The sequence below is a fragment of the Pseudomonas citrullilanati genome (genome assembly GCF_030580855.1).
Taxonomy (GTDB): Bacteria; Pseudomonadota; Gammaproteobacteria; order Pseudomonadales; family Pseudomonadaceae; genus Aquipseudomonas; species Aquipseudomonas citrulli.
In genome coordinates, this window is record NZ_JAUQOP010000004.1 from 181437 (window position 1) to 206946 (window position 25510).

The following is a 25510-nucleotide window of genomic DNA, read 5'->3' on the forward strand; positions in this document are numbered from 1 at the left end:
AGTAGATTGGTTTCCGCTAGACAAGGAGGGTCGAAGTGCATCTTGTGCGTGTTCGCGTCCGGAACTTCAGAGGCATCGCCTACGGTGAGGTCCATTTCAATGGACACACTGCTTTTATTGGCGACAACAACGCCGGCAAGTCCACATTGCTGGAAGCGGTGGATCTGGTACTTGGCCCGGAGCGCCTGAGTCGCCGCCCTGTAATTGATGAGCACGATTTCTATGCAGGTACGTACGTAGATCCGGCCAAGAACGAGGTCGTCCCGATCCAGATCGAGGTTATTGTCGCTGGACTTTCCGATGAGCAGCTGCGGCATTTCCGCGACCATATCGAGTGGTGGGATTCACAGGCCAAGAGATTGCTTGTGGGGCCCCCCCCAGAGGGAACAGACGCCCCCCATGTTGGCGCAGCAATACGCGTCTTCTTCAACGGCTGGTATGACGTACAAGAGGACGACTTCGCTGGGGATACCTTTTACGCCACTCCCGAAATGCCGGATGGCTCCTACCTGCGGTTCTCTGCGCCCGACAAACGAAAGTGCGGTTTTCTTTATCTTCGCACCCTACGAACCGGCGCCCGCGCACTCAGCCTAGAGCGAGGCTCTTTGTTGGACGTAATCCTTCGGCTGAAGGAGACACGACTGACAATGTGGGAAGACTTGCTCGACCAACTGAGGGCATTGCCAGTTGGAGAGACCGAGGATATCGGCGAGTTACTTGTCGCAGTCCAGGATGCAGTACGGCACTACGTACCATCCGACTGGGCAGAGCAACCCCACATGCGGGTTTCGGACCTCACCCGCGACATGCTCCGTCGAACCCTGACTGTATTCATGGGCACTGGAGCGAAAAGGCCGGACGGCTCCGTCTATTCCGCCCCATATCAGCACCAAGGCACTGGCACGATTAACACGCTGGTATTGGCTCTGTTGTCTATCATCGCCGAACTCAAGCAAAGCGTGATCTTCGCAATGGAAGAGCCAGAGATCGCGCTTCCGCCGCACACCCAGAAACGAATTATCAATTCGCTACGCCAGAAATCGGCACAGGCCATCTTCACCTCCCACTCACCCTACGTGCTGGAGGAGTTCGATCCTGCCCAGGTGGTGGTTCTCAAGCGCACGGCCGGTGTTATGACCGGAGTTCCTGCAACATACCCACCAGCAGTCAAGCCCAAGGCTTATCGCACAGAGTTTAAAGCTCGGTTCTGCGAAGCTCTACTTGCCCGCTACGTGCTTGTGCTTGAGGGCCGTACAGAGTTCGACGCATTGCCTGCCGCCGCCCGCCGGCTCGCCGAGCTGGATCCCACGCGATTCAAATCTCTCGAAAATCTTGGAGTGGCTATCGTCGATGCTCGCGGCGAGACCAATGTCGCTCCTCTGGGTGCATTCTTCCGGTCTCTCGGCAAGATCGTATTCGCGGTGTTCGACAAGCAATCACAGGAGGCGCTCGCAACCATCACTGCCTCGGTCGATCATGCCTATGAGTCCGCGACTAAGGGCTTCGAAAACCTTGTGTTGTATGGCGTGTCTGAGGTCGTACTCCGCAGCTATGCTGCTGTTGTAGTTGCTGGCGGCGATTGGCCGCAGCATCTCGCGGCATGGACGCCAACGCCCGCAACGCCGCTGGCCGATCTGCAGGCGGCTCTATCGAGCTATTTCAGCTGGGCCAAGGGTGGTGGCGACGCCGGCGACTTGCTCGCCTCATGCCCAACCGCCAATGACATGCCTGAATACGTGAGAACCACGCTGGCAGCCATCAAGAACGTCATTGAGCCACCTCCGCTGCTTCCGCTACCTCCCCAGGTAGCAGGCGTGCCCCCTCTCCCAGAGGCGGCAGCCAAATCGCCGCCATTGGCAGCCGCCTATGGGAAGTTCCAACCGTCCCCACCCCAGCCTCTGGCATGACTGAAGTGTGGAGCGATCAGAAGCGCGACTTTCTGGAGTGCACCAGGCACGCCCTGGCGCTAGGTGGCCCTGGTGCCGGTAAAACACACGTCGCACTGGTCAAAGCTCGCAATGAGATTCGCTCAGGAGTACTCAAGCCAGGCCAGAAGGTCCTTTTCTTGAGCTTCGCCAGACCGACCGTAGCGCGCATCATCGAAAAGGCTTCTGAGCTGATTTCTCGCGAGGATCTGAAGCAACTAGAGGTCAGCACGTACCACGGTTTCGCATGGAGCATTCTCCGAAGCCATGCCTATCTGTTGAATGGCAGACCGAACCTGCAGCTTCTGCCACCGCCCGAAGCAGCAGCGCATTTGGCAGATATCGATAAGGCCCAGCACGAAAATGAGAAGCGACGCCTTTTCGAACAGGAGGGCCGCCTGCATTTCGACTTGTTCGCAAGCTTGGCCAGCGAACTGCTGAGCCGCAGTGATCGGTTAGGCGCCATCTTCTCCGACACCTATCCCATCATCATCCTCGACGAATTTCAGGACACAAACAGTGATGAATGGGCGCTGATTCAGCAGCTTGGAAAGCGCAGTCGCCTCATTGCACTGGCCGACCCCGAACAGCGGATCTATGAGTTTCGAGGTGCTGATCCCAGGCGGGTGGGAGAATTTCTGGAGAACTTCGGCGCCGCCCATTTCGATTTCGCGGGTGAAAATCATCGCAGCAGCGGTACCGATATCACGGCCTATGGGAATGACCTGCTCACTGGCGCAAACAAGGGCAAGGCCTACCAGCAGGTCAAAATCACGCGTTACGACTTCATGTATGGCAAGAGCCTGCACTTCACCGCCAAGGCTGCAGTGTTCTCGGCGTTGGATCGCCTCAAAAAAGTACCTGACAAATCGATCGCGATCCTGGTGCCATCCAGGCGGCTGATGCTCGATTTTTCTGACTACCTTTCTTCTGCAGCTGATGGTCTGCCAGCGCTACATCACGACGTCGCAATGGATGCTGAACCGCCGGCTCTAGCCGCTGGCGTTATCGCCACGTTACTGGCGGGAGGTACCGCTGGCGATGTGGCGAGCCGCATGCTCGGCGCACTTCACTCGCACATTCGTGGGCGGCGCGGGGGCAGGCCTACCCCACAGACCGAGCTTGACCTGGCGGATGCTCTTAGCGGGTTCCTCTCCTCGGGAAAGATCCGCGGCTCCAAGCGCCTGTTGATTGTCAGCGAAGTTCAGCGCATCTCAGAATTGCGGCGGCAACTGCAATTAACGGGCGACCCTGCGGAAGACTGGTTATACCTGCGCGGCCTATTGGCATCGTCCACTGCGGAAGCCTTGAAACAAGTAGCAACAGATGCTCGCTACCTACGACTGCTGCACCGAGGCTCAGTATTGCGAACCAATTTGGGTGCGTTGTGGCGCGCCCAGGGAGAGTACATGGGGGCTGAAGAGGCAGTCCGAAGTGCCTTGATGCAGGAGCATTTCGCTGCAGCCCAAAAGGACTGGCGTGGCATCCATCTGATGACGATACATAAATCTAAAGGGAAGGAGTTCGACGAGGTCATCATCTACGACGGCCTTTACCAGCGCATTGCCAAAGCCCCGCAGAATCCAAAAATCTGCGCCCAGGATCTTTTAGTACTGCGGGTGGGCGTGACTCGGGCGATACGTCGGACCACTATTGTGACTCCGAAGCGCGATCCATGCCCTTTACTGTGAATCAAGATTTCCGCTGCTCACACCTCTCCCTGCTAATCCGGCCGCAGCTGAGCGGTCGTAGGCGCACCTATCTGAAGAGGTAAAGAGCTCCTCAGTCTCAAAGTTGCTGGCACAGAATGGTTTACGTTAAGTCCGCTTTTGGCCGTTAGTTGCCTTTCTTGAAAGGCCACTTTGGGTCGTCCTGTGCCGGATATGTCCACGCAGCATGATGGACAAAGCCGATACAAATGAGTGGTCAGTTCGACTGCAAATGGGTGGCCAATGTCTGTGTAATTACCCGCACTGCCGCTCAACCACAACTGGATAGCCCCCTCGGCTCACTCAAGCCTGCCGTCACCGACTAATATGAGGAACCTGTCATTCAGGTTTCTCGTATCTAGCCACTGCCGTTTCCAACAACGCTGCTCTGAACTCAAGCCGGAGCAGCTCTATGCGCCTCTTCCTCTGCGAGAAACCTTCCCAAGGTCGAGACATTGCCAAAGTGCTCGGAGCCACCCGACGTGGTGATGGCTGCCTGATCGGCACCGACTCAACCGTCACTTGGTGCATAGGCCACCTGCTGGAGACGGCCCCTCCTGAAGCCTATGGGAAGCAGTTCAAGAGTTGGTCGTTGGATCATCTACCGATCATCCCTACGCACTGGCAGGTCGAGGCCAAACCCAAAACTGCGGCACAGCTCAAAGTCATCAAGCGCCTGCTCCGTGAGGCTTCCACCGTCGTCATTGCTACCGACGCTGATCGTGAAGGTGAAATGATTGCCCGCGAGCTGTTGGAGCTTTGCAAGTATCGAGGCCCCGTGCAGCGCCTCTGGTTATCGGCACTCAACGAGACGTCAATTCGCAAAGCACTGTCTTCACTGAAGTCAGGTCAAGAGACCTTCTCGCTCTATCAAGCCGCCCTCGCCCGCAGTCGCGCCGACTGGCTGATCGGCATGAACCTCAGTCGTTTGTTTACCCTTCTTGGTCGGAGGGCGGGCTACGACGGCGTACTGTCGGTTGGACGTGTCCAAACTCCCACCTTGCGCCTGGTGGTTGATCGAGATCGCACAATTGCCAGCTTCGTCTCGGTGCCCTATTGGGAGGTGGATGTGCACCTGGCCTCAATGGGCCATCCATTCATTGCGTCGTGGTCACCACCAAGTTCAGAACAGGACGAGTCCGGCCGCTGCATTCAGCAGACACTAGCAAGTCAGGCGACCCAAGCGATTTCTAACACTAGGACCGCCACAGTGCGCTCTTTGCAGACTGAGCATCTCCGTGAAGCCCCGCCCTTGCCCTTCGATTTGAGCACCCTGCAAGAAGTCTGCTCGCGCAAGCTGGGGCTAGGTGTACAGGAAGTCCTGAACATCGCCCAAGCGCTGTATGAAACGCACAAAGCCACCACCTACCCGCGCAGCGATTGTCGTTATCTGCCGGAAAGTATGTTCGACGAGGCTCCGGCGGTCCTTGATGCCCTGCTCAAAACGGATCCCGCATTACGGCCTGCACTCGCAAGCCTCGACCGATCGTTACGCTCACGGGCATGGAACGATGCCAAGGTCACCGCGCATCATGGCATCATCCCCACTACTGAGCCGGCGAATCTGGCGCGGATGTCTGAACAAGAGCGCCAAGTCTACGAACAAATTCGTAGTCACTACCTCGCGCAATTTCTTCCGCAACATGAGTTTGACCGGACCCAGGTCGAACTGGAGTGTGGCGCAGAGCGATTGACCGCTGTAGGTAAACAGATCCTGGTCCAAGGCTGGAAAGGCTTGCTCCACGATACATCTGAGGAGGATGAGTCCAGTCGAAAAGCCCAAGTCTTACCCGTCTTGCAACAGGGCACACAGTGCACAGTAAACAATGTCGAACTAAAGTCGATGCACACCAGCGCGCCCAAGCCGCTCACCGAGGGCGATCTGATCAAGGCGATGAAAAACGTAGCCAAGCTGGTCAACGACCCACGCCTGAAACAAAAACTCCGGGACACCACAGGTATCGGTACCGAAGCCACTCGAGCCGGCATCATCAAGGGATTGATTGATCGGGGTTATTTGCAAAAGAAGAAACGCGCTTTAGTGGCCTCCGCAGCGGCTCATACCCTGATCGAAGCGGTACCCGCAGCAGTTACGGATCCAGGTATGACGGCGATCTGGGAGCAGGCGCTAGACGAAATCGAAGCAGGACGTCTAACCCTTGATGCATTCGTCGCCAAGCAGGCGAACTGGGTCACGCAATTGGTCGAACACTGCGCAGAGCTCACCTTGGCGTTACCGGTCGAAAAAAGCGGCCTAGCCTGCCCCATTTGCAACGCATCAATGCGCAGACGCACGGGAAAATCAGGGCCGTACTGGTCCTGCTCCCACTACCCGGACTGCAAGGGCACCATCCCAATCAGAAAAGATACGCGACGCCCATGACGCATCAATGGAATGTACCGATCAGTGTGTCATTAACGGAGACTGATCCCTCTCCAGGTCAATTAGCGGTTGTCCGATTTCACGGGCCAAGGCGATGCCCGTCGAAATCCATATCTGTCCCAATTCATTGAACGCTTTCAGGTGTGCAGGATCTTCGTTGAGCCAATGGACAAGACTGTCCAAGTGTTCGGGGTTATCAGGACAATCATGGATCTTGATGAACAACTCCAGTGTTCGATCCCAAATCAAATCCGTGACGTCCTTGCTCGACTCTTCCATGCTCAACCATCCCTCAATGCGGCCCTGTTAGACCAATCATCTCTCACTGACCACCCTGGGCTCTGATGCCGAGGAATAGAAACCACATCGCGATGCAATGCAATTTCAGTCATCATTACAACCTAACAAGTCGATACTCAACCTTTAAGGATGTTCATGTCAACGGGTCTTTGCTCAACCATTCGGGTTGAACCGGAGAACTCATCACTTGGCACATAAACATCCAACCCAAGCCCAAATCGGGCGCATGATCGCGAAGCACCGCACCGAGCGTAATCTGACCCAGGAAGAGGTGGCTGAACGCTTAGGGATCGGCAGCGAAGCCATCTCGCGCCTGGAACGGGGTGTGGTGGAGCTTTCCGTGGTCAAGCTGATGCAGCTGGCGGATATTTTTGACTGCCGTATGGATGAACTGCTGACGGAGTCGAGCAATCGTCCCAATGACCAAGGCCAGATGATTGCGGGCCTACTGAGTGGACTGGAGGAAAGCGACCGCGCCTTTATCCTGACGACTGTCGAACAATTGGCCGCTCATCTGGGCAGCAAGTAAGCTCATCATTCGCTGGAGTTCGATATGGAAACCCTGAGGTGGACGCTCTGCCTTGGCCTTGACGTCGCCCCGCCCCCTTTGCTGTAGTACCTCAGGATCATCGCCAACGGCGACCCAAGACCGACTCGCTCCGGGTAGCTCGGTCGGACTCTTAGAGTTCGGAGCCTTTTCTCTTCTCCGGAATTGCATTCCTGACTTGTGCTCGACCTGATTGCTGAGGCGGATGACCGTTGTTGCTTCTACCAGGCAACAACGGTCATCCGCCTCGGCGATTGTATTCAGTCCCGGGGCCCACCGGGGAAACACTGGGCACCCTTTGTGCGCGGATGCGTGCCAGCAATTTCCGACCCAGGCCACGACAAGGGTCGGTTGGCGAGTCGTGACGCGGTTTAATCAAGCTTTGCGAGGGGCTTGTCCGCTGTGTGAGACGGCCAAAGGTGGCTTTTCTCTTCTTCGCCTGGCCGCACGCCGGGCCCACTCTTCATTTTTTTCATTCCAGTGACCGCCACAGTATTCCGGCCCTAAAAATTCGGGTTGCAGCGTCTTGACGCTCCCCTGTGACAGGCTTATACAAAGGGCGTGGTTCGCTGTCGTTGACAGCCCAGCCCAGGTAGCTTGAACCTTCAAGGCTACGCCACGTTCGTGGTGGTTTACCCAAGTGCGATTAGCATCCGGAAGCTCGCACGGTTACCGCTCCAGCGGTGATGAATGCCCACTCCCCCGCCTGCGGATTTTTGCCACAGACATCCCTCTGCTGTATCGCTATTCACCCAGAGCATCGTCCTGTCCCTCATCAATACCGATGGCGGGCAGCTCATTGCTGATCCTCACCTTACCCACCCTGACGGGGTTCACTTTCCCGTCAGGGATCGTGCGCCGCCGTTTTTCCTTGTAACAGGAGAACCATCATGGCCCACGCCAACCAACCTCAAGAAGTGACTTACTTCAATCTACATACCGCCGGCATTGGCTACCTCAACCGTGTGCGTGAAGTACAGGTTCGCCGCGGACAGCCGTTCATGGCCTGCGATATTGCAGCTCTGCACGGTGCGGCCGATGCGGTGGAATACACTCGCTTCGATTGCAAGGTCGCTGGGGGCGAAGCTGAACGCTTGATTCGCCTCTACATGGACGCCGTCAATGCCGAGAAAAAGGTGTTGCTGTCGTTTCGTATCGGCGATCTGTGGATTGATCCGTTTCTCTACGAGAAAGGCGTCAAACAAGGCCAACCAGGCGCCAGCCTGAAGGGTCGTCTGCTGTTCATCGACTGGATCAAGGTCAACGGCATGCTCGAGTACAAAGCGCCTGCCAGGCAGGAAGCAACAGCACCTGCTGAGCAAGCGCCTACCCATGAACCTCCTCCTGCATCGTCTGATGCCGAAGGTGAAGAGAACGAACCCGAAGTTAAACCTTCGTCACGCCCGGCTCGCCGTGTCTCTACTCAAACCGTTCGGTCCGCTTGAATGGTTCGTAAAGCCCGTCATCAAGGCGCTCCTTCGGGCGCCTTTTTTTAACCGACATGGGAGCCATCTTATGGAATCCTTCTGGCTTTGCGACGAATGCTTGTGCGCTGCGGCTTATGAGGACTACAGCACGCTTTCGCTTTATCAAACAGCGGATCAAATCGCTCAACGCATCGCCGCTCTTCCACCTGGATTGGCTCGACTGATACCCGTCAGTGCCGACTTCGATTCCGAGGCCGGCTGGGGAATAAACGGATTTTCCTCGCAGCCCTGCGATGGCTGCGCTTCTCCTCTGCACGGTCAGCGCCACCAATTCACTCGGTTGTAAACGGCTCGACACCTGCTCACAACCACTTCATACCCAGCCAGGGGATACCACTCCCCTGGGGTGTGTGCCCCTGCCGATCCAACTCGGAGGCACCCCATGAGTAATCAACTCACACTGATTGAAACCACCGATCCTGAAGCTGATCGGCTCGCACACGAGAATCGCGTGATCGATGAAGCGCTGCATATTCTGGATCGTCGATTGTTCACCCGCGGCCCAGGTCTGACTTCTCCTGAGACCGTGGCCTCATTCCTGAAACTGCAACTGACTCAACAGGAGCATGAAGTCTTCGGCGTGATCTTCCTCGATGCCAAACATCGAGTGCTTGCGTTCGAAATTCTTTTTCACGGCAGCATCGACGGTGCCAGCGTATACCCTCGCCAGGTCGTTAAACGCTCCATGGCTCATAACGCCGCAGGCGCTATTTTTGTTCACAACCACCCTTCTGGTTGCACCGAACCCAGCCAGGCAGACCGCATCCTGACCGTTAGGTTGAAGGAAGCTTTGGCGCTGATCGAAGTGCGTGTACTGGACCACTTCATCGTTGGCGAAGGCCGTCCGCTGTCCTTTGCCGAATACGGTTGGCTTTAACGCTTACAGGCACTCTCGGGTGCCTTGTTCATTGTTAGCCTGGAGAGCTTCCTATGAACCCTATCCATCAAGACTCAGTTCCGCTGGTAGATTCAAATCCTTTTATGCGTGGCTACCATAGCCTGGATATCGAGCGGCTACTGCAAATCACCTATGACGAATACTGTCCGCCCTGCTTTCGCTCCTTGCACCACTCGCAAGCCCATCTGTCCGACGATGAACTACAACTGTCCCGCTGTTTGTTCAATGATGATTTCGCCTTGATCAGCGAAGGCCAATCCATTCCAAATGAGTTAGATGAATGCTGCCAGACCACTGGACTGGTCCGCCAAGTCGTCTACGCGGTAATGGGTGAAAGGCTCAACCAGAGGCGCCATGTCGGTGATCTGTATTCTCTGGAAGAAGCACAAACTGTGATTCATCACTTGAGCTTCGAAACGGGGCACTACAGTCGGTCCTGGGAGATCAGCACTAGCCATCTTCCCGCAGAGGCGATGTCTTACCTGCAGGAGCGGGTGTACAACGCAATGCCCAAGCCAACGAGTCTGTTTTTCGAGCTGTTCAAATTGCCGGACTGCGACGGCATCGGGTGCAAGCTGATCGGCACCCCTTGGACGGATGAACAGCTGTTGAAAATCGACGGTCGCTCCTACTTGTCACTCAAACAAGAACAACTCGATGCCGGCACCCCGGGAGCCTTGGTCCATGTGTTGTACCTGGCGGCGCTGGCGGATGTGCGGATATTGATCTTCGATCCCTACGCGGCCGTCTTGCCCGGGCTCGCGGTTTTCGACGAATAACCATGCGATGTGCCGCATTAATACGGAGCCCCCCTGAATCGCATTTCTCACTGAATCACGCTTCCCCTCATGTCAGGTTCTGCACTGAATCTGACATGAGGAATCTTTTCCATGGCCCGTTTTTTCACGCTGGTCTGTCTGCTAGGCGCACTGAGCGCGTGCACTGCGCAAGCTCCAAGTACATCGCCGTCCCATCCACCACCCGACAATGAGATGAGCCGGAGCCAATCCAAAAAGGATACTGGCGAAGGCAGTCATCAGGCGGACCTTCGCTATGGCCGCTATACGCTAGTGAGCACCGCGCCCACTAGGGAACAACGAGACCTGCTTGCCCAGATCATCGACATCAGCATCCCGTCAAACCTGAGTCCATCGGTCCAGGATGCGCTGCACTATGTGTTGTTGCGCTCGGGCTATTCGCTCTGTCCTGATGCCCCGCCAGTGAAGGTGCTCTTCAGCCGTCCATTACCAGCAGCACACTATCGCCTTGGACCGATCCCGTTGCGCAGCGCACTGCAAGTGCTGGCCGGTCCGGCTTGGCAACTCACAGTCGACGATATCAATCGCTCAGTCTGCTTCGAACCACAAAAAGCCGAGACCCGAACTGTACCGATCGCCTCTTCTCCGTCCCCCCAGCTGGAGACGCGCCCATGAAAGCCTCAACGTTTCAAACCCTGATCGTTGGGGGACTGTGCCTGGCGGTCGCTGGGCTGAGCGGTGGTCTATATAACCAGGCTCAGAGCATGACGAAATTGCAGGACAGCAGCATCCAACACCAACAGACCTTGGACACCCTGCAACGTGACTCAAACGCCCTCAAGGATACGCAGGAAAAACTGCATTACGCGGTGAAAGACCTGAGGCAGATGGTCGATACCGGCGAGCAACAAGCCAGTGTCCTCGACCCGATGCTGGACCAGTGGGCACAAGAAATTCAGGAATTGCGCGACGGTCTGGCAACCCGGGCTACCGAGGCTGACATGACTGCGTTACGGGCACGCCTGGAACAAGTGGAGCAGAAGCTCCTGGACCTCAGCTCCAAGCCATCACCACCAGCGCCACCGTCCACAGCCAAACCGAAAAACACCGTTCTCCCCAAGTCCGTCCCACTCTCGCCTCCCTTTTCAGTGTCGGGTGTTGAGTCCCGCGGCGGCGAACGTTTCTTGGCGGTCACCCCGCATGACAGCCGTACTCTCGCGGATGTTCGACTGCTGCATAGCGGCGAACAAATCAGCACCTGGCGCCTGAAAGCATTGGAACCAACCTCGGTCATTTTTGCGGTGAGCGGACATCCAGACCAAACCGTTCAGGTTCCTTAAGAGGTCTGCATGAACAAAGTGCTCCCGACCGTCCTCTGTCTCGTATCAATAGTTGCCGTTAGCGCTGCGCAGGGAGATACCGCTGCGATCCATTCGCAGCCCCAAGACACTCAAACCATCCCATTGGAGCGCCTCCGTTCGACTCAGGCTGCGACCTGGGGATTGTCCGAGCAAGAGTGGTCACGCTTCGAGCAGATCCAAGCTGGCCCGCGCGGTTTCTGGAGTCCAACTCTCGATCCATTGACGGCTCTCGGGGTCGAAGCCGAGTCCGATCAGGAGCGTCAGCGCTATGCCGAATTACAGGTCGCGTTGGAGGCCAAACGCGCCGAACGCGAGCTGGCCTATCAGAACGCTTATACCGCCGCATGGGCCAAGCTGTTTCCCGGACTGCTGCCGATCCAGGGCATGGCGTCCGCCTCCCCTGCCAACTCCCCAGTAGCGCCCCGCCCAGCGTTGTTCGTGAAAGATCATTGCCAGCCATGTGTCGTCGAAGCGCAGCGTCTGCAAAACAGTGACGCCGCTTTCGATATCTACCTGGTGGGCAGCCAAGGCGACGATGAACGCATCCGCACCTGGGCACGGCAGGCGGGCATCGACCCGGTTCGAGTACAGCGCCGGCAGATCACCCTGAATCATGACCGTGGTCACTGGCTCAGTTTGGGGGCTTCAGGCCCATTCCCTGTCACGTTCCAACAGGTGAATGGACAATGGCAACGTCTCAACTGAGCAGTTTGTTACTCACGCTCATGGCACTGACGGTTCATGCGAACGAACTGCCGCCGCCGGCCTATCAACTGGCGGCGCACGGTGCAGACATTCCTCCTGCTGTTCTTTTCGCCATCACCTTGCAGGAGAGTGGTATTCGCGTGCGAGGTCGGCTGTTGCCCTGGCCTTGGACACTGAATATCGCCGGAACACCTTATCGCTTCGTCACTCGCCAAGCGGCGTGCCAAGCCTTGGTTCAGGCGCTCGCCCACCACGGCGCCAAGCGGGTCGATGTTGGACTCGGACAAACCAACCTGGGTTATCACGGGCAACGCTTTTCCAGCCCCTGCGAAGCCCTCGATCCTTACCGAAATCTCGCCGTGACCGCCGCGCTGCTGCGTGAACATCACGCCGCCACCGGTGATTGGGTACTGGCTGCCGGACGCTACCACCGCCCAGCGGGAGGCCCGCCTGCTGCTCGCTATCGCGCCAGTTTTTCTCGCCAACTCCAACGGGTACTGTTTTCCTTCAATCAGGTCATATCTCCATGAAACGAATTACCCTCACCTGTTGCTCAATCTTGTTCCTGGCACCTTTCGCTTGCGCGCAACTGGCCATTGCAAAGGATTCTCCTCAGTCGAATAAGGGGCTTTCATCCCATCGGGCCATTTATGCAGACCTGTCCATACCGCCCGATGAGGCGTGGATATTGCCGGTCAAAAGCTCTCAGCTGAGTCCAGGTAAAGTCATATCTCGACAGCTGAAAATGCCCGGTTTAAAGCCGTTCTTTCTAGTGGGCGACGACCCTCGTTCGCTGGATTGGCTACGCCAACGTGCTGGTGAGTTAAAAGCGATTGAGGCGGCTGGCCTGGCCGTGGAAGTCGCCGATACCAATGCCCTGTCACGGATCCGAGCAGCAGCTCCTGGCATCACCATTCTGCCGGTCAACGGCAACGACATCGCCGCCCGCTTGCAGATCGATCACTACCCCGTCTTGATTACTGCTACCTCGCTGGAACAGTGAGCCTAAGCCATGGCCGACCATGCGATGGAATCCAAGCTTCGGCCGGCAGTGGAGCTTTATACCGTAGCGATCTGTATCGCGGCCGCGCTGTTGTGCGTGTTTTCGCCTTGGGCCGTGGCCCTGTCACCTGAAATCGGCAGAGTCACGGCGCTGGCTTACACGCTGTTCGGGCTCGTGCGATTTCGCCAGGCCTGGGATGTGCTGCGCTATCGCCGCAACATCCGTCGGTTACCTCGTTATGAACTGACCAGTCGACAGATTCCAGTCAGCCGCAAACATCTGTTCATGGGGCGCGGGTTTCGCTGGACTCGCCTGCACACACAACGTCTGGTCGAGGCCCAGGATCCAGCCGTCGCCTGTTATGTCGATCCACCTACTGGCTATCGCCTGGCACGAGGCCTGGAGCGTCGTCTGGAGCATGCGCCGTTCCCACTCTCGATCATGGGGCGCGTTACGGCCTGGGACAGTATTTTCAATCCCGTACGCCCCTTGCCACCGGTAGGTGGCTCACCGTTGCTGCATGGTGTCGAACCAAACGAGATGGAGGTCAGCCTTCCCCTGAGCGAACGAGTTGGCCATACCCTGGTACTGGGCACCACCCGTGTTGGCAAGACGCGACTGGCTGAGGTGTACATCACCCAGGATATTCACCGCGCCGAGCACGAGGTAGTGATCGTATTCGACCCCAAGGGCGATGCCGACCTGCTCAAACGCATGTATGTCGAAGCGCGACGGGCTGGTCGTGAGAAAGAGTTTTACGTGTTCCATCTGGGTTGGCCAGAGATCTCGGCCCGATACAACGCCGTGGGACGTTTTGGACGTATATCGGAGGTAGCGTCGCGCATCGCTGGGCAGCTCAGCGGCGAAGGCAACTCCGCCGCTTTTCGCGAGTTCGCCTGGCGCTTCGTCAACATTATCGCAAGAGCCCTGATCGAGCTGGGTCGGCGTCCGGACTATCTACAGATCCAACGGCATGTGGTCAACATCGACGCGCTGTTCGTTGAATATGCCCAGCAGTTCTTCGCTAAGACCGACGCGAAAGCCTGGGAAGTCATCGTCCAGATCGAAGGCAAACTCAACGAGAAAAACACGCCTCGGCATATGGTCGGGCGCGAAAAACGCGTGGTCGCCATCGAGCAATACTTGGCGGCGAAACGCGTATTCGATCCGGTATTGGATGGGTTGCGTTCGGCAGTACGTTACGACCGGACCTATTTCGACAAGATCGTCGCCTCGCTACTGCCACTGCTGGAGAAACTCACCACCGGCAAAACCGCTCAACTACTGGCCCCCAACTACACCGACCTGGACGACCCGCGGCCGATCTTCGACTGGATGCAGATCATTCGAAAACGCGGCATTGTCTATGTCGGTCTGGATGCGTTGACCGACGCGGAGGTAGCCGCTGCGGTGGGCAACTCCATGTTCGCCGACCTGGTTTCGGTCGCCGGGCACATCTACAAACATGGCATTGATCAGGGACTACCCACAGAGAGTAGCAGCACAGAAAAACTCCCCATCAACCTACACGCCGATGAGTTCAACGAGCTGATGGGCGATGAGTTCATTCCGCTGATCAACAAAGGCGGTGGCGCTGGCATCCAGGTGACGGCCTATACCCAGACTCTGAGTGATATCGAAGCGCGTATTGGTAACCGAGCCAAGGCCGGCCAGGTCATAGGCAACTTCAACACCCTACAGATGCTTCGCGTCCGTGAGACGGCTACCGCTGAGCTGCTTACCCAACAGTTGCCCAAGGTCAATGTGCTGACCAAGACCCTGGTGTCGGGGGCCACCGACACTTCCGACCCAGAGGCTAATACGGACTTCACCTCGTCCTCGCAGGATCGCGTCAACAGCACCAGCGTGCCGCTGATCGAACCTGCTCATATTGTCAGCCTGCCCAAGGGGCAAATGTTCTCCTTCCAGGCCGGGGGGCAGTTATGGAAGGTGCGGATGCCATTACCTAAAACCTCCAACGACGATGCCATGCCCAAGGACCTGCAAGAGCTCACTCAGCGAATGCGGGCGACTTACAACCAGCAAGCGGGCGAATGGTGGAGTACGAGCGGCGGTGGCCCAACCGTTGACTTCAATCTGGATCAGGTGGGGTAAGTCTCATCAATGGTCCAGGTTTCGGCTAGGAACATTCAGAAAGCGTCATGACACCGTCGGCACGATGCAATGGGATAACGATGACAGCCTCTACGCAAAACGCTCTACAGCCTATCCAACGTCCAGGATTGATCGTATCGGCGATCAGGCTCGTCCTACGGGTAATTGGAGTGCTGATAGCGTCGTTGCTACTCTCAATTCTGATTGAGTTCGCGGGGCTGCTGCTGTTCTGGGGGGATCAAGGTTGGCGTCACAGCCAAGCCATGCTGAACAGCGAGCTGGGCTGGCTAAGCGAGCATTTCAGATTGTCACTCATCATCCAGCAACCCGGGCAAACAATCGCCAATTGGCTGGGCTTTCTCAATGAGTGGTTGCTGGTCAAGACTGGTTTTGCGGATTTTGCTCAGCAGGCGCGCGTATCGAGCCAGGGTAACGGCTACTGGGGCTGGCTCAATCAACTTTACGTCGACATTGAGGATTTTGTTCTGGCGGCGGTGTATGTCGCCTTCACTTTCGTAGTACGGTTAATGATTCTTGGGTTGGCGACACCGCTGTTTATGCTGGCCATGATCACCGGTTTTGTCGATGGGTTGACGCGTCGGGACCTGCGAAAGTTCGGTGCGGGCAGGGAAAGCAGTTTTGTTTATCACCGGGCTAAACGAGCCGTAACTCCATTGCTTGTCGCACCGTGGCTAATCTATCTCTCCCTGCCCTTTCCGCTCAATCCTCTAACTATCTTTTTACCGTGTGCCGCGATACTTGGAGTGGCAACAGCAATCACTGCAGCGGCATTTAAGAAATATATTTAATACCATCTAAAACCTCACCAACTACCCCAGCACCTCTATCATTTTCTGACTGCATACCGGCAACCATCGGCAATCACATCTACAAAATCCTTCAACCTAGGCCGAATCCAGTCAGCACGTTTTTCATGCTCAGCAAATGGTCGTGAAAACATAAAATTGACCATATCCTTTACCTGCTGCTCTGCATGCGGAGTCCCGAATTCAACGCCCTTGCTTTCGACGTAAGAATGCCGATATCTAAGTACCTCATCCAGATCACGGTCGAATGTCTGTCCCACTAAAACAAAGCCAGCCCTATCTCGATACTGCCTCGACCCATCGCATATCTGTAACATATCAATATCACCTAATCCTGACAGTGCTCCTTTTCTGTTGAACTCGTTAAGATCAGCTAAAGCGTCAGACAATTCACCGCTTCCAATCGGACGCGCGTCGGGATCATGCTGAGAGTCTCGAATAATTGAACGCTCAATTCGACTTGCCAAAACAAACTTCACATACCAAGGACTGAAATACTTCAATGGCAAGTTATCGGGTATCTCGCGATACGCAATGCCTAGTGGAATTTTCACGCCAAAAGGAGCCTTGAGATCCGTTCTCCAATCTCGCGCCTCAATTTCCCGAAAATAATTCGTCAGGTAAATATCATCAGCATGTATTGCTGCAAGCCTCCCTACCAGCTCTTCCATCGAATTAAACCCGACCCACGATATACGCAAGCCAGTATTAACAAAATACTTCTGCAACTCCTCAAGTGCACCTAACACTTCTTCATTAGTAATCCCGCCTCGACGCCCCATGTGCTCGTAGAGGGCTGCCGGCGTAACAGCAAGATATGTCTCACGATCACTCCAACCTGTTACAAACCTAGTAAAAGTGACATAGGACAACGCTTGCAGATTACGATTAGAATCCTTCACCCTATGCTTAAAAGACTGAACAATACTATTATCCAGCACCAAGTACATCGGGCCTTCAAGCTCATAACTTATAGCGTACTTCCTTGCAAAGCCCGCTGCGAACCTAAAAAATTTTAGTATCTCTTCATCCGTGCGCCCCATGAGACAATTAACGACTTCAGCCCCGACCTTCTCTTTAATTTCGCCCAACATCCACAACTCCAGAAATCATTAAAAAAACGATTACACCCTGTTCGAATTATGTACTGACACTCATTCCTTTCTCGTTAATCTTAATGCCATATCAACGTTGAGAGAACTATGATGCCCATCTTTCCCGTGCGTTTTTTTGTATTTAGTTTAATCGTAGCTTACGGCGCTAGCTCTGCTGGCAGTGAACAGGAGCAGAAGCTCCATTTACTCCTCCAACAGCTCGATACTCTCGAAATATTGACGCAACAGGCATCACGTTACGAAGCTCCAGAATCAGGCGCGCGCTACCGTTTTGACTACCCTCGCCTGACTCAAGACATCCAGCGAATTCGTCTCGGTGTGAGGGGCTATCTATCCCCCTCCCGTGCTCAACCTCACGACCCCAGTGATCTAACCGGCGATTACCGTCTCGACTCTCCTCCTCAGGAGCCATCGCCATGAGCATGACAGACGCTCAAACCGCAGCCTTCCAAAACGCCTCCGGTTTTTCTGCGCATAGCAGTTCGACGCTCTGGCTGTCCCTGGTTCTCGTTCTCGCATTGCTCTGGTGTGCGTGGGTGATGTGGACGGCATACCGAGGTTGGGTAGCAGGTAGCGTCCGCTTTGGCGCGTTTGGAGGCAGCGCTGTACGCGTGCTGCTCGCCTTGTTGGTTTTGATGTTCTTCACCCTTTCCTAAACCAGGAGATCGCTATCATGTTCAAGTGCCTTGCTCCGCTGAAAAATAACCTGTGTGATCGCGCCAGCCAGCGACTGATCGGTTTGCTGTTGGTACTCGGTTCGAGCCTGGCTTTTGCCGAGCTCCCCACCATGGAAGCCCCTTCCCGTGGCGAAGGCTCTGGCCTGATCGACACGATCAAAAACTACGCCTACGACGGCGGCATCCTGCTCGGCTTGCTGATCGCCCTGCTCGCTTTCTTGGGTGTGGCCTGGCACTCGCTGACCGTGTATGCCGACGTTCAGAACCAGCGCAAGACCTGGAAAGACCTCGGCGCGGTGGTTGGCATCGGCGCCCTGCTGGTGGTGATCATCATCTGGTTCCTGACCAAAGCCGCGGCGATCTTGTGAGGTTGGCATGAACGACACTATCGAACGTCTTGCCGACGGCACCTTGGTTTTTCTGCCGGAGCGACTCAATCGTGATCCCGCCGTGCTGCGCGGCTTGACCAATGATGAGATGTGGATAGCACTCGGTGCTGGCGCACTCATCGGCCTGGTCCTGGGTGTACCGCTGGCGATTGCTACTGCCTCCATTGCAGTGGCGCCGACCAGCATGATCGCAAGTATGGCGGTGGTGTTATTGGCCGGTGGCACACTACTACGTCGGGCCAAACGGGCCCGCCCAGAGACTTGGTTGTACCGTAAGCTCGAATGGGTGTTGGCCAGCCGCTGGCACCTGAGGCGCGGCAGTTTGATTCTCCATTCCGGCGCCTGGACGGTCCGTCGTTCGCGTCGACTGCGCCCTGCCCTGTCTCGGTGGCAGCGATGAGTCGATTTCGAAACAAGGTCGATGCCCAGCAGGCCCATATCTTCAGTCTGCGTCTGGCGGTGGTGATCCTGGCCCTGCTCTGTGCCGGACTCTGGTATGGCTGGCGCTCGGCACCGACCGATCTGACCGTGCATGTACCACCGGATTTGCGCTCGGGCAGCACGCGCAAGTGGTGGGATATCCCCTCAGAGAATGTCTATGCCTTTGCCCTGTACATCTTTGGCCAACTCAACCGTTGGCCCTCTGATGGCGAGCAGGATTATCGTCGCGCTATCTACGGCTTGCAGTCCTATCTGACACCCGCCTGCAAGGCCTTTCTCGACGGCGACTACGAGTACCGCAAGGCCGCCGGAGAACTGCGCCAGCGAGTACGTGGCGTCTACGAAATCCTCGGTCGAGGCTACAGCGAAGATCCGGAACTGAGGGTCAAGCAACTCGACCGCGACAGCTGGTTGGTAAAGCTCGACCTCAACGCCGATGAGTATTACGCCGCCGAACCGGTGAAACGGGTGGTGGTGCGTTATCCATTACGCGTGGTGCGCTTTGATCTGGACCCCGAACGCAACAAGTGGGGATTGGCACTGGACTGTTATCAGGGCACCCCGCAAAAAATTTCCCTGCCTGGAGGTGAGCCATGAAGCGGTTTTCTACCCTGGGACTCACTGTCGCATTGGCACTCTGGGGAGTTGCAACACAGGCCGTCGAGCTAATGCACTGGGAACGCCTTCCCCTCGCAGTTCCACTGGTGATCAATCAAGAGCGGGTGGTCTTTGTCGATGAGGCTGTTCGCGTTGGTGTGCCCTCAAATCTGACGGGCAAGCTGCGCGTGCAATCAACCGGCGGTACGTTGTACCTGCGCGCGTCGGAAACCATTGCACCGACCCGACTGCAACTACAGTCGGTCGCGACAGGCGAGATCATCCTGCTGGATATCGCGGCCACGCCTGGCGATCAACCGCTGGAGCCCGTGCGTATTCTCAAGAATGCTCAAGTGCAAGCTACCGAGACTGAAACCAGCACCGTCCCTGCCCCAGAACGTACACCGATCCCGGTCTCCTTGACGCGCTACGCCGCGCAAAGCCTGTACGCGCCCCTGCGCACCGTGGAGTCCCTGCCCGGCGTACACCGCGTCCCCCTCAAGCTGCGCACCGACCTGCCTACCTTGTTGCCGACCGAAAACGTGTCCAGCACCCCCATCGCCGCCTGGCGACTCGGTGATTACTGGGTGACGGCGGTGAAGTTGCGAAATCGTGGTTCAGCGACGGTGCAGCTCGACCCACGTCGGCTTCAGGCCACGTTGTTCGCCGCAGCCTTTCAACATGCTTTCCTCGGACCTGTGAGCAGTGCTGAAGACACCACGATTGCCTACCTCATCACCCGCGGTGCCGGCCTCGAACATGCCGTGCCGCTCCCGTCCGCCGCGCGAGGTGCTGACGATGAAGGCTAACGCCTTGCTCAAATGGCTGGTGCCGGCTGCGCTGCTGGCCGTGGTGTTTATCATCCTGAAAAGCTGGGTCGCGGGTGGCAGCACGGCCTCGCCAGCGAGCCCAGTTGACCAGAGCAGTATTCAGTTATCCGCCGAGCAAGCCAAATCCTTGGGCATTGCTGGTGATACCCCACGCGACACGGTCGCCACCCTGGTCGGACAGGTGAAGGCCATGCGCAGCGACATGCTCGGTCTGAAGAAACACAACGATTCGCTGGTGACGGAAAACAACCGTCTGCGCGAGCGGGAAAACAGCGTCGACTCGCGTATCCAGTCGGCGCTTGGCAGCGTGACCCAGCAGCTCGACGAGGGTCGCCGGCAAGCCAACGAGGCACGAGTCAAAGCGGAACAAGACAGTCGTCAGGCTCGCGGTTTGCTCACGCAATTGCAGGAGCAGATGTCGGGGCTGACCGGCAATGGCAAGGATATGCCAATCGGATTAGGGCTTGAGCCTGGCGACGGTGCTCAGTTCGAAGAGCAGCATTCTGCTAGTGATGCGCTGCAGTGGATTGAACCCTCGGATGCTCCGCCTACAGGCGCCCGAGGCACAACCAGGACCGCCTCCGCACTGAGTCTGCCTACCGCCTTCAACTCACTGGAAGGCTTTAAAGATAATGCGGTTGATCGCAGCCAGAAACAGCTGCAAGCCGCCACTCAGGGTGAGCGTGACCTGACGCGATCCGTTGACCGTACTGAAGGCACGAAGCCGGTCTACACCATTCCTGAAAACGCCACGCTGATGGGCTCAGTCGCCATGACCGCGCTGATTGGCAGAATCCCAGTGGACGGCACCGTGAATGATCCCTATCCCTTCAAGGTACTGGTCGGTCCGGAGAACCTGACGGCCAACGGCATCGACCTGCCGGACGTCGCGGGTGCCGTGATGAGTGGCACGGCGTCCGGAGATTGGACCCTGTCCTGCGTACGCGGTCAGGTCGAATCAATTACCTTTGTGTTTACTGATGGCACCATCCGCACAGTGCCTCAACCGAAGGCGGTAACCAGTCGCAACGCCTCCACCACCCAGAGTACAAACACGGACAAAATTCGCGGTGGACTTGGTTATCTATCCGACCCGTACGGAATTCCGTGCATTGCCGGCGAGCGCCGCTCGAACGCCCAACAGTACCTCGGCAGCCAGAGTCTGATCACCGCGGCCGGCGCGGGTGTCGCCGCTCTGCTCGACAAGGAACAGAACAGCAGCAGCGTGATCAGCTCGGGCGGCAGTGCACTCGGAGTCACCAGCAGCAGTGGCAACAGCGCGCTGAATTCAGTTCTCAGCAGTGGGGTCAGCGACATCCGTGAGTGGGTCAACAAGCTGTATGGCGAAGCCTTTGCTGCCGTGTACGTGCCACCGGCCGCACAGGTCGCGCTGCACCTCGAACATGAGATCACCATCGACTACGAGCCCAAGGGCCGGAGCGTTCGCCATGCAAAAGACCAAGCTTCTCTGTCTGACCTCGATTAGTGTGCTCTGCCTGCTCCTGGCAGGGTGTTCCAGCGACAAGGACACATTGCTGCCTCATGGCGAGCAAACCATGCTGGACATCTGGAACGGCACCGGTTCGCAAGGCACTCAGCAGCAATTGCTGGATGCCCGGCAACAGCTATGTCGCCCGTTGGCTCATACAGAGTTCTCCGCTTCCCCCGAGGAACCATACACTCGCACCGCAGCGAACGAGATCCGCAACCTATTCCCTCGCCTACCCAATCCCGATCTGGTGCTGTACGTGTATCCGCACTTGAGTGGTACCGAGCAGGCACCAGTCCCCGGTTACTCGACCGTCTTTCCGTTCTACCAACGCGTGCAGTACGCATTACCTGGTGAACGTCAGGAAGACCTGTAGTGCGTACCGGCGATTCGAACCGCACCGCCGCGTGGAAAGCCTGGCGCCATCCATTGCGCCCGCGCGCCACCTTGGCCGATGAAGCAGCACTGTATGCTCACAATCCCAGCTTCACCGATCACCTGCCGTGGGTCGAGTACCTCGACACCGAGCAGTGTTTTCTGCTCGATGACAATCGTTCGGTGGGCGCGGTGTTTGAGTTGCTGCCGATCGGCACCGAAGGGCGCGAACCCGATTGGCTGATGGCCGCCCGCGACGCCCTCGAGGACGCATTGCAGGACAGTTTTGACGAGTTGGATCAGGCTCCCTGGGTGGTGCAGTTTTTCTGCCAGGACGACAACGACTTCAGTCCATACCTGACCCGGCTTACCGAGTATATTCAGCACAGCGCGCAAGGCACCCTCTTCACCGAGGCGTATTTGGAGCACAGCCGCCGTCATCTGAAGGCCATCGCCAAGCCTGGCGGTTTGTTTGAAGACCAAGTGGTGACGCGCCTACCTTGGCGCGGTAACAATCGGCGGGTGCGTTTGGTGGTCTATCGCTGGCTTGAGTCTGACGCTGAGGAAATGGGACTTACACCGGCGCAATCCCTGCAACAGGCTTGCGAACGAATTGGTGCGTCGCTGCAAGCATGCGGGGTGCAATCGACGAGAGTCGATGGCCGAGGTCTGTATGCCTGGTTAGTGCCCTGGTTCAACCCGGCTCCCAGGCTCACCGATGAAGCACCCGAGGAGTTCTACCGCCGCGTAGCCTATCCGGAGCCAAGCGACGGCGAGTCACTGGAACTACCTTTCGATCACGACTTCGCCGAACGGCTCTTTTTCAGTGAGCCACGTTCGGATGTGCAGCGCGGACTCTGGTTTTTCGACGATCAACCCCACCGGGTCATGGTGGTGGACAAACTGCGCCGGGCCCCCTTGATTGGTCAACTCACCGGGGAAATCCGCAAGGGCGACGCGATGAATGCGCTGTTCGACCAGTTACCCGACGGTACGGTGATGAGTCTGACCTTGGTGGTCAAACCGCAGGATGTGCTTGAGGACCAGCTAAACCGATTGGCTCGTAAAGCCATCGGTGAAAACCTGGCCTCGACCCAGACCCGTCAGGATGTTGAAGAGGCCCGCGCGATCATCGGCCGCCAGCATAAGCTGTACCGTGGCACGCTGGCGTTTTACGTGCGCGGTCACGATGAGCAGCAACTGCACCTGCGCTCGGTCAGCTTGGCCAACGCACTGCTGGGTGCGGGGCTACAGCCGGTACGCGAAGGCGACGAAGTTGCCGCCTGCAACAGCTATCTGCGTTGGTTGCCGATGGCTTTTAACCCGACCCGCGACACACGCAACTGGTACACGCGTTTAATGTTCGCGCAGCACCTAGCGAACCTCATTCCGGTCTGGGGTCGCAGCACTGGCACCGGCCACCCGGGCGTCACCCTGTTCAATCGTGGCGGCTCGCCGTTGAGCTTTGATCCGTTGTCTCGTCTGGACAGGGCCATGAACGGCCATCTGCTGTTATTCGGCCCCACCGGCGCTGGTAAGTCGACCACCCTCGTCACCCTACTGATGCAAGTCATGGCGGTGTACCGCCCTCGCCTGTTTATCGTCGAAGCCGGCAACTCATTCGGCTTGCAGGGAGACTACTTCGCGACACAGGGCCTGTCGGTGAACAAGGTCCAATTGAAACCTGGCGCCTTGGTCAGTCTCGCCCCGTTCGCCGATGCCTGGCGCCTGGTCGAGCAACCGGACCAAGTAGCAAGCCTGTCGATCGATGAGTGGGACGATGAGGCAGTAGCCAGTCGCGAAGACCAGCGCGATGTTCTCGGCGAACTGGAAATCACCGCCCGCCTGATGATCACCGGCGGCGAGGCCAAGGAAGAGGCGCGCCTGAGTCGAGCCGATCGCAGTCTAATCCGCGAGTGCATTCTCGATGCGGCACAGACCTGTGTCGCATCGGGTCGCCAGGTATTGACCCGCGACGTGCGCGACGCGTTGCTGCGCGTCGCCGCCGACGCGCACTTGCCGGAGAAACGTCGTGAGCGTGCCCAGGAAATGGGAGAGTCCATCGACCTATTTTGCCAGGGTTTCGAGGGTGAACTGTTCGATCGCGAAGGCACGCCTTGGCCCGAAAGCGATGTGACCATTGTCGATCTCGCCACTTACGCTCGCGAAGGCTACGAGGCCCAGATGTCCATCAGCTACATCAGTCTGATGAACACTGTGAACAACCTGGCCGAGCGCGATCAGTACCTGGGTCGGCCGATCATCATGGTCACCGACGAGGGTCATATCATCACCAAGAACCCGTTGTTGGCGCCATTCGTTGTCAAGGGAACGAAGATGTGGCGCAAGCTCGGTGCTTGGTTCTGGTTGGCGACGCAAAACCTTGCCGACTTTCCCACTGCCGCCCAGACCATGCTCAACATGATCGAATGGTGGATTTGTTTGAACATGCCACCTGCGGAAATTGAGGAGATTGCTCGCTTCAAGAAGCTCACACCGGCGCAAAAAGCCTTGTTGCTCTCCGCTAGCAAGGAGCCTGGGAAATACACCGAAGGGGTCGTACTCTCGAAAAAGCTTGAAACGCTGTTTAGGGCCGTGCCGCCCAGCCTTTATCTCGCTCTGGCCATGACCGAGCCCGAGGAGAAAGCCGAGCGCTGGAGGCTGATGCAGAGCAACGGCTGCTCGGAGTTGGAAGCGGCGTATCAGGTAGCTGAGCGGATCGATAGAGCGCGAGGAATAGAGCCCGCGTAGAAAAATCCATTCGGATTGCGCTCTAAAGCGAACGATAGATTATTACGATGCGCCTCGAAGCCGCTGTTGAATTCTTAACAGAAATCCGGCTTCAAAAGCATCCTGGCAGTCACCGACAGGAAGGGTTTTTCGTATTTGCGCCAGCTCCCACCACAGTGGAATCTCGCCGGCCGCATCGAGCCATGCTTGGGCGCATTGCACACCACGTTCGATCATTGGGCCAAACTCATTGCCCCAAGGCGTCAGAAGACCTGGGCAACCATCTGCCGCAGGAATTGAAATGTAGTTTTCGTCCATACACACCCTAAATTCTGATTTATGGTTAAACGTAGAGCCCGAGCCTCGAAAATCTTAACGGCGCCAAATGAACGCTCAATAACGGGCGCGAGCATCAAATGGCGTAGAACAATACCAATGTAGACTATATCCCGTGGATTGAGAGTCCCTCAAAGCGCAATTTGCGCGCATGACTCAAGACTACGAACAGCTTCGCCTGCAACTGGCGGAGAACATCCGCTTGATACGGAGTGTGAGGAACCTTACCCAAGAGCAACTGGCGCTCATGGCCGAGGTGGATCGTACCTATGTCAGTCAAATCGAACGAGGGGTAGGTAACCCGTCGCTATTGGTCTTGTGCAAACTCGCCAATATTTTTGAGATCACCGCAGATCAGCTACTCATCGAATCTGACGCCCTTCGCCGCGTGCTGGACATTGAGTAGCTCTTTCATCGTCCTATAAATCCTTGTAAACCGACGACACCAGCTTCAGTTTTACCACTGACGGTGTACGTTCAATCATTGAACGTGTCCAGGCCATTAGCCCCAAA

The 25510-nt window shown here is 56.9% G+C and carries 28 protein-coding genes; 25 read left to right on the plus strand and 3 right to left on the minus strand.

Annotated features, from left to right (window positions below):
• Positions 1–35 precede the first annotated feature (35 nt).
• The 3 genes from Q6A48_RS05305 to Q6A48_RS05315 all read left to right on the plus strand — a co-directional run bounded on the left by Q6A48_RS05305 (position 36) and on the right by Q6A48_RS05315 (position 6017).
• A complete protein-coding gene (locus tag Q6A48_RS05305) occupies positions 36–1907 on the plus strand; it encodes an ATP-dependent nuclease (RefSeq protein ID WP_047739042.1) in 1872 nt (623 codons plus the stop codon).
• Positions 1904–3616, plus strand: coding sequence for a UvrD-helicase domain-containing protein (locus Q6A48_RS05310; RefSeq protein WP_080964369.1), 1713 nt, complete (start codon positions 1904–1906; stop codon positions 3614–3616). Before Q6A48_RS05305 ends, Q6A48_RS05310 begins: the two co-directional genes overlap by 4 nt.
• A gap of 430 nt (positions 3617–4046) precedes the next feature.
• Positions 4047–6017 carry a DNA topoisomerase III gene (locus Q6A48_RS05315; RefSeq protein WP_047739043.1) on the plus strand — a complete coding sequence of 657 codons (1971 nt, stop codon included), beginning with the start codon at positions 4047–4049 and terminating at the stop codon, positions 6015–6017.
• Positions 6018–6038: 21 nt separating this feature from the next.
• On the opposite strand, the gene Q6A48_RS05320 is transcribed toward Q6A48_RS05315, so the two are convergent.
• Positions 6039–6296 carry a hypothetical protein gene (locus Q6A48_RS05320; RefSeq protein WP_047739044.1) on the minus strand — a complete coding sequence of 86 codons (258 nt, stop codon included), beginning with the start codon at positions 6294–6296 and terminating at the stop codon, positions 6039–6041.
• Between the two features lie 208 nt (positions 6297–6504).
• Between Q6A48_RS05320 and Q6A48_RS05325 the strand changes: the two genes are divergently transcribed.
• From Q6A48_RS05325 to Q6A48_RS05380, 12 genes are all read left to right on the plus strand, one after another.
• Positions 6505–6846: a helix-turn-helix domain-containing protein gene (locus Q6A48_RS05325; RefSeq protein WP_047739045.1), complete on the plus strand. Its 342-nt coding sequence runs from the start codon at positions 6505–6507 to the stop codon at positions 6844–6846.
• A 908-nt stretch (positions 6847–7754) separates the two neighbouring features.
• Complete coding sequence (locus tag Q6A48_RS05330; RefSeq protein WP_080964370.1) at positions 7755–8309, plus strand: STY4534 family ICE replication protein; 555 nt, start codon at positions 7755–7757, stop codon at positions 8307–8309.
• 70 nt (positions 8310–8379) lie between these two features.
• Complete coding sequence (locus tag Q6A48_RS05335; RefSeq protein WP_304552536.1) at positions 8380–8637, plus strand: hypothetical protein; 258 nt, start codon at positions 8380–8382, stop codon at positions 8635–8637.
• 96 nt (positions 8638–8733) lie between these two features.
• On the plus strand, positions 8734–9228 hold the full coding sequence (gene radC / locus Q6A48_RS05340) for a RadC family protein (protein ID WP_047739047.1): 495 nt from the start codon (positions 8734–8736) through the stop codon (positions 9226–9228).
• A 53-nt stretch (positions 9229–9281) separates the two neighbouring features.
• Positions 9282–10028 (plus strand): DUF5983 family protein, encoded by a 747-nt coding sequence (locus Q6A48_RS05345; RefSeq protein WP_047739048.1) that lies wholly within the window; start codon positions 9282–9284, stop codon positions 10026–10028.
• Between the two features lie 111 nt (positions 10029–10139).
• On the plus strand, positions 10140–10682 hold the full coding sequence (gene pilL2, locus Q6A48_RS05350) for a PFGI-1 class ICE element type IV pilus protein PilL2 (RefSeq protein ID WP_080964371.1): 543 nt from the start codon (positions 10140–10142) through the stop codon (positions 10680–10682).
• Positions 10679–11347: a hypothetical protein gene (locus Q6A48_RS05355; RefSeq protein WP_047739049.1), complete on the plus strand. Its 669-nt coding sequence runs from the start codon at positions 10679–10681 to the stop codon at positions 11345–11347. Before pilL2 ends, Q6A48_RS05355 begins: the two co-directional genes overlap by 4 nt.
• Before the next feature lie 9 nt (positions 11348–11356).
• On the plus strand, positions 11357–12073 hold the full coding sequence (locus Q6A48_RS05360; protein ID WP_047739050.1) for a TIGR03759 family integrating conjugative element protein: 717 nt from the start codon (positions 11357–11359) through the stop codon (positions 12071–12073).
• Positions 12055–12603, plus strand: a complete 549-nt coding sequence (locus Q6A48_RS05365; protein ID WP_080964372.1) for a lysozyme family protein — start codon at positions 12055–12057, stop codon at positions 12601–12603. Before Q6A48_RS05360 ends, Q6A48_RS05365 begins: the two co-directional genes overlap by 19 nt.
• The gene (locus Q6A48_RS05370; RefSeq protein ID WP_047739052.1) at positions 12600–13076 is read left to right on the plus strand and encodes an integrating conjugative element protein; all 477 of its coding nucleotides are present in this window, start codon (positions 12600–12602) and stop codon (positions 13074–13076) included. The genes Q6A48_RS05365 and Q6A48_RS05370 overlap by 4 nt, the downstream gene beginning before the upstream one ends.
• A 9-nt stretch (positions 13077–13085) precedes the next feature.
• On the plus strand, positions 13086–15191 hold the full coding sequence (gene traD / locus Q6A48_RS05375) for a type IV conjugative transfer system coupling protein TraD (RefSeq protein ID WP_047739053.1): 2106 nt from the start codon (positions 13086–13088) through the stop codon (positions 15189–15191).
• Between the two features lie 80 nt (positions 15192–15271).
• Complete coding sequence (locus Q6A48_RS05380; protein WP_047739054.1) at positions 15272–16000, plus strand: TIGR03747 family integrating conjugative element membrane protein; 729 nt, start codon at positions 15272–15274, stop codon at positions 15998–16000.
• A gap of 38 nt (positions 16001–16038) precedes the next feature.
• Here the strand turns inward: Q6A48_RS05380 and Q6A48_RS05385 are convergent, their stop codons facing one another.
• Positions 16039–17112, minus strand: a complete 1074-nt coding sequence (locus tag Q6A48_RS05385; RefSeq protein WP_047739055.1) for a hypothetical protein — start codon at positions 17110–17112, stop codon at positions 16039–16041.
• A 111-nt stretch (positions 17113–17223) separates the two neighbouring features.
• Here Q6A48_RS05385 and Q6A48_RS05390 point away from each other — a divergent pair, with 111 nt between their 5' ends.
• Genes Q6A48_RS05390 through Q6A48_RS05430 form a run of 9 tightly spaced genes read left to right on the plus strand, consistent with a single transcriptional unit; the run spans position 17224 to position 24682 of the window.
• The gene (locus Q6A48_RS05390; protein ID WP_080964415.1) at positions 17224–17553 is read left to right on the plus strand and encodes an integrative conjugative element protein, RAQPRD family; all 330 of its coding nucleotides are present in this window, start codon (positions 17224–17226) and stop codon (positions 17551–17553) included.
• Positions 17550–17789, plus strand: a complete 240-nt coding sequence (locus tag Q6A48_RS05395) for a TIGR03758 family integrating conjugative element protein (protein ID WP_047739056.1) — start codon at positions 17550–17552, stop codon at positions 17787–17789. Before Q6A48_RS05390 ends, Q6A48_RS05395 begins: the two co-directional genes overlap by 4 nt.
• 17 nt (positions 17790–17806) lie before the next feature.
• The gene (locus Q6A48_RS05400; protein ID WP_047739057.1) at positions 17807–18178 is read left to right on the plus strand and encodes a TIGR03745 family integrating conjugative element membrane protein; all 372 of its coding nucleotides are present in this window, start codon (positions 17807–17809) and stop codon (positions 18176–18178) included.
• Positions 18179–18185: 7 nt separating this feature from the next.
• Positions 18186–18599, plus strand: coding sequence for a TIGR03750 family conjugal transfer protein (locus tag Q6A48_RS05405; protein ID WP_047739058.1), 414 nt, complete (start codon positions 18186–18188; stop codon positions 18597–18599).
• Positions 18596–19237 (plus strand): PFL_4703 family integrating conjugative element protein, encoded by a 642-nt coding sequence (locus Q6A48_RS05410; protein ID WP_046816021.1) that lies wholly within the window; start codon positions 18596–18598, stop codon positions 19235–19237. The genes Q6A48_RS05405 and Q6A48_RS05410 overlap by 4 nt, the downstream gene beginning before the upstream one ends.
• Positions 19234–20046 (plus strand): TIGR03749 family integrating conjugative element protein, encoded by an 813-nt coding sequence (locus Q6A48_RS05415; protein WP_047739059.1) that lies wholly within the window; start codon positions 19234–19236, stop codon positions 20044–20046. The genes Q6A48_RS05410 and Q6A48_RS05415 overlap by 4 nt, the downstream gene beginning before the upstream one ends.
• Positions 20036–21553, plus strand: coding sequence for a TIGR03752 family integrating conjugative element protein (locus Q6A48_RS05420; RefSeq protein WP_047739060.1), 1518 nt, complete (start codon positions 20036–20038; stop codon positions 21551–21553). The genes Q6A48_RS05415 and Q6A48_RS05420 overlap by 11 nt, the downstream gene beginning before the upstream one ends.
• A complete protein-coding gene (locus Q6A48_RS05425) occupies positions 21516–21932 on the plus strand; it encodes a TIGR03751 family conjugal transfer lipoprotein (RefSeq protein WP_047739061.1) in 417 nt (138 codons plus the stop codon). The genes Q6A48_RS05420 and Q6A48_RS05425 overlap by 38 nt, the downstream gene beginning before the upstream one ends.
• The gene (locus Q6A48_RS05430) at positions 21932–24682 is read left to right on the plus strand and encodes a conjugative transfer ATPase (RefSeq protein ID WP_047739062.1); all 2751 of its coding nucleotides are present in this window, start codon (positions 21932–21934) and stop codon (positions 24680–24682) included. The genes Q6A48_RS05425 and Q6A48_RS05430 overlap by 1 nt, the downstream gene beginning before the upstream one ends.
• Before the next feature lie 42 nt (positions 24683–24724).
• Here Q6A48_RS05430 and Q6A48_RS05435 read toward each other — a convergent pair whose 3' ends face one another.
• On the minus strand, positions 24725–24979 hold the full coding sequence (locus tag Q6A48_RS05435; protein WP_080964373.1) for a LasR-specific antiactivator QslA: 255 nt from the start codon (positions 24977–24979) through the stop codon (positions 24725–24727).
• Between the two features lie 169 nt (positions 24980–25148).
• Between Q6A48_RS05435 and Q6A48_RS05440 the strand changes: the two genes are divergently transcribed.
• Complete coding sequence (locus Q6A48_RS05440; RefSeq protein WP_047739063.1) at positions 25149–25403, plus strand: helix-turn-helix domain-containing protein; 255 nt, start codon at positions 25149–25151, stop codon at positions 25401–25403.
• Positions 25404–25510: the final 107 nt, after the last annotated feature.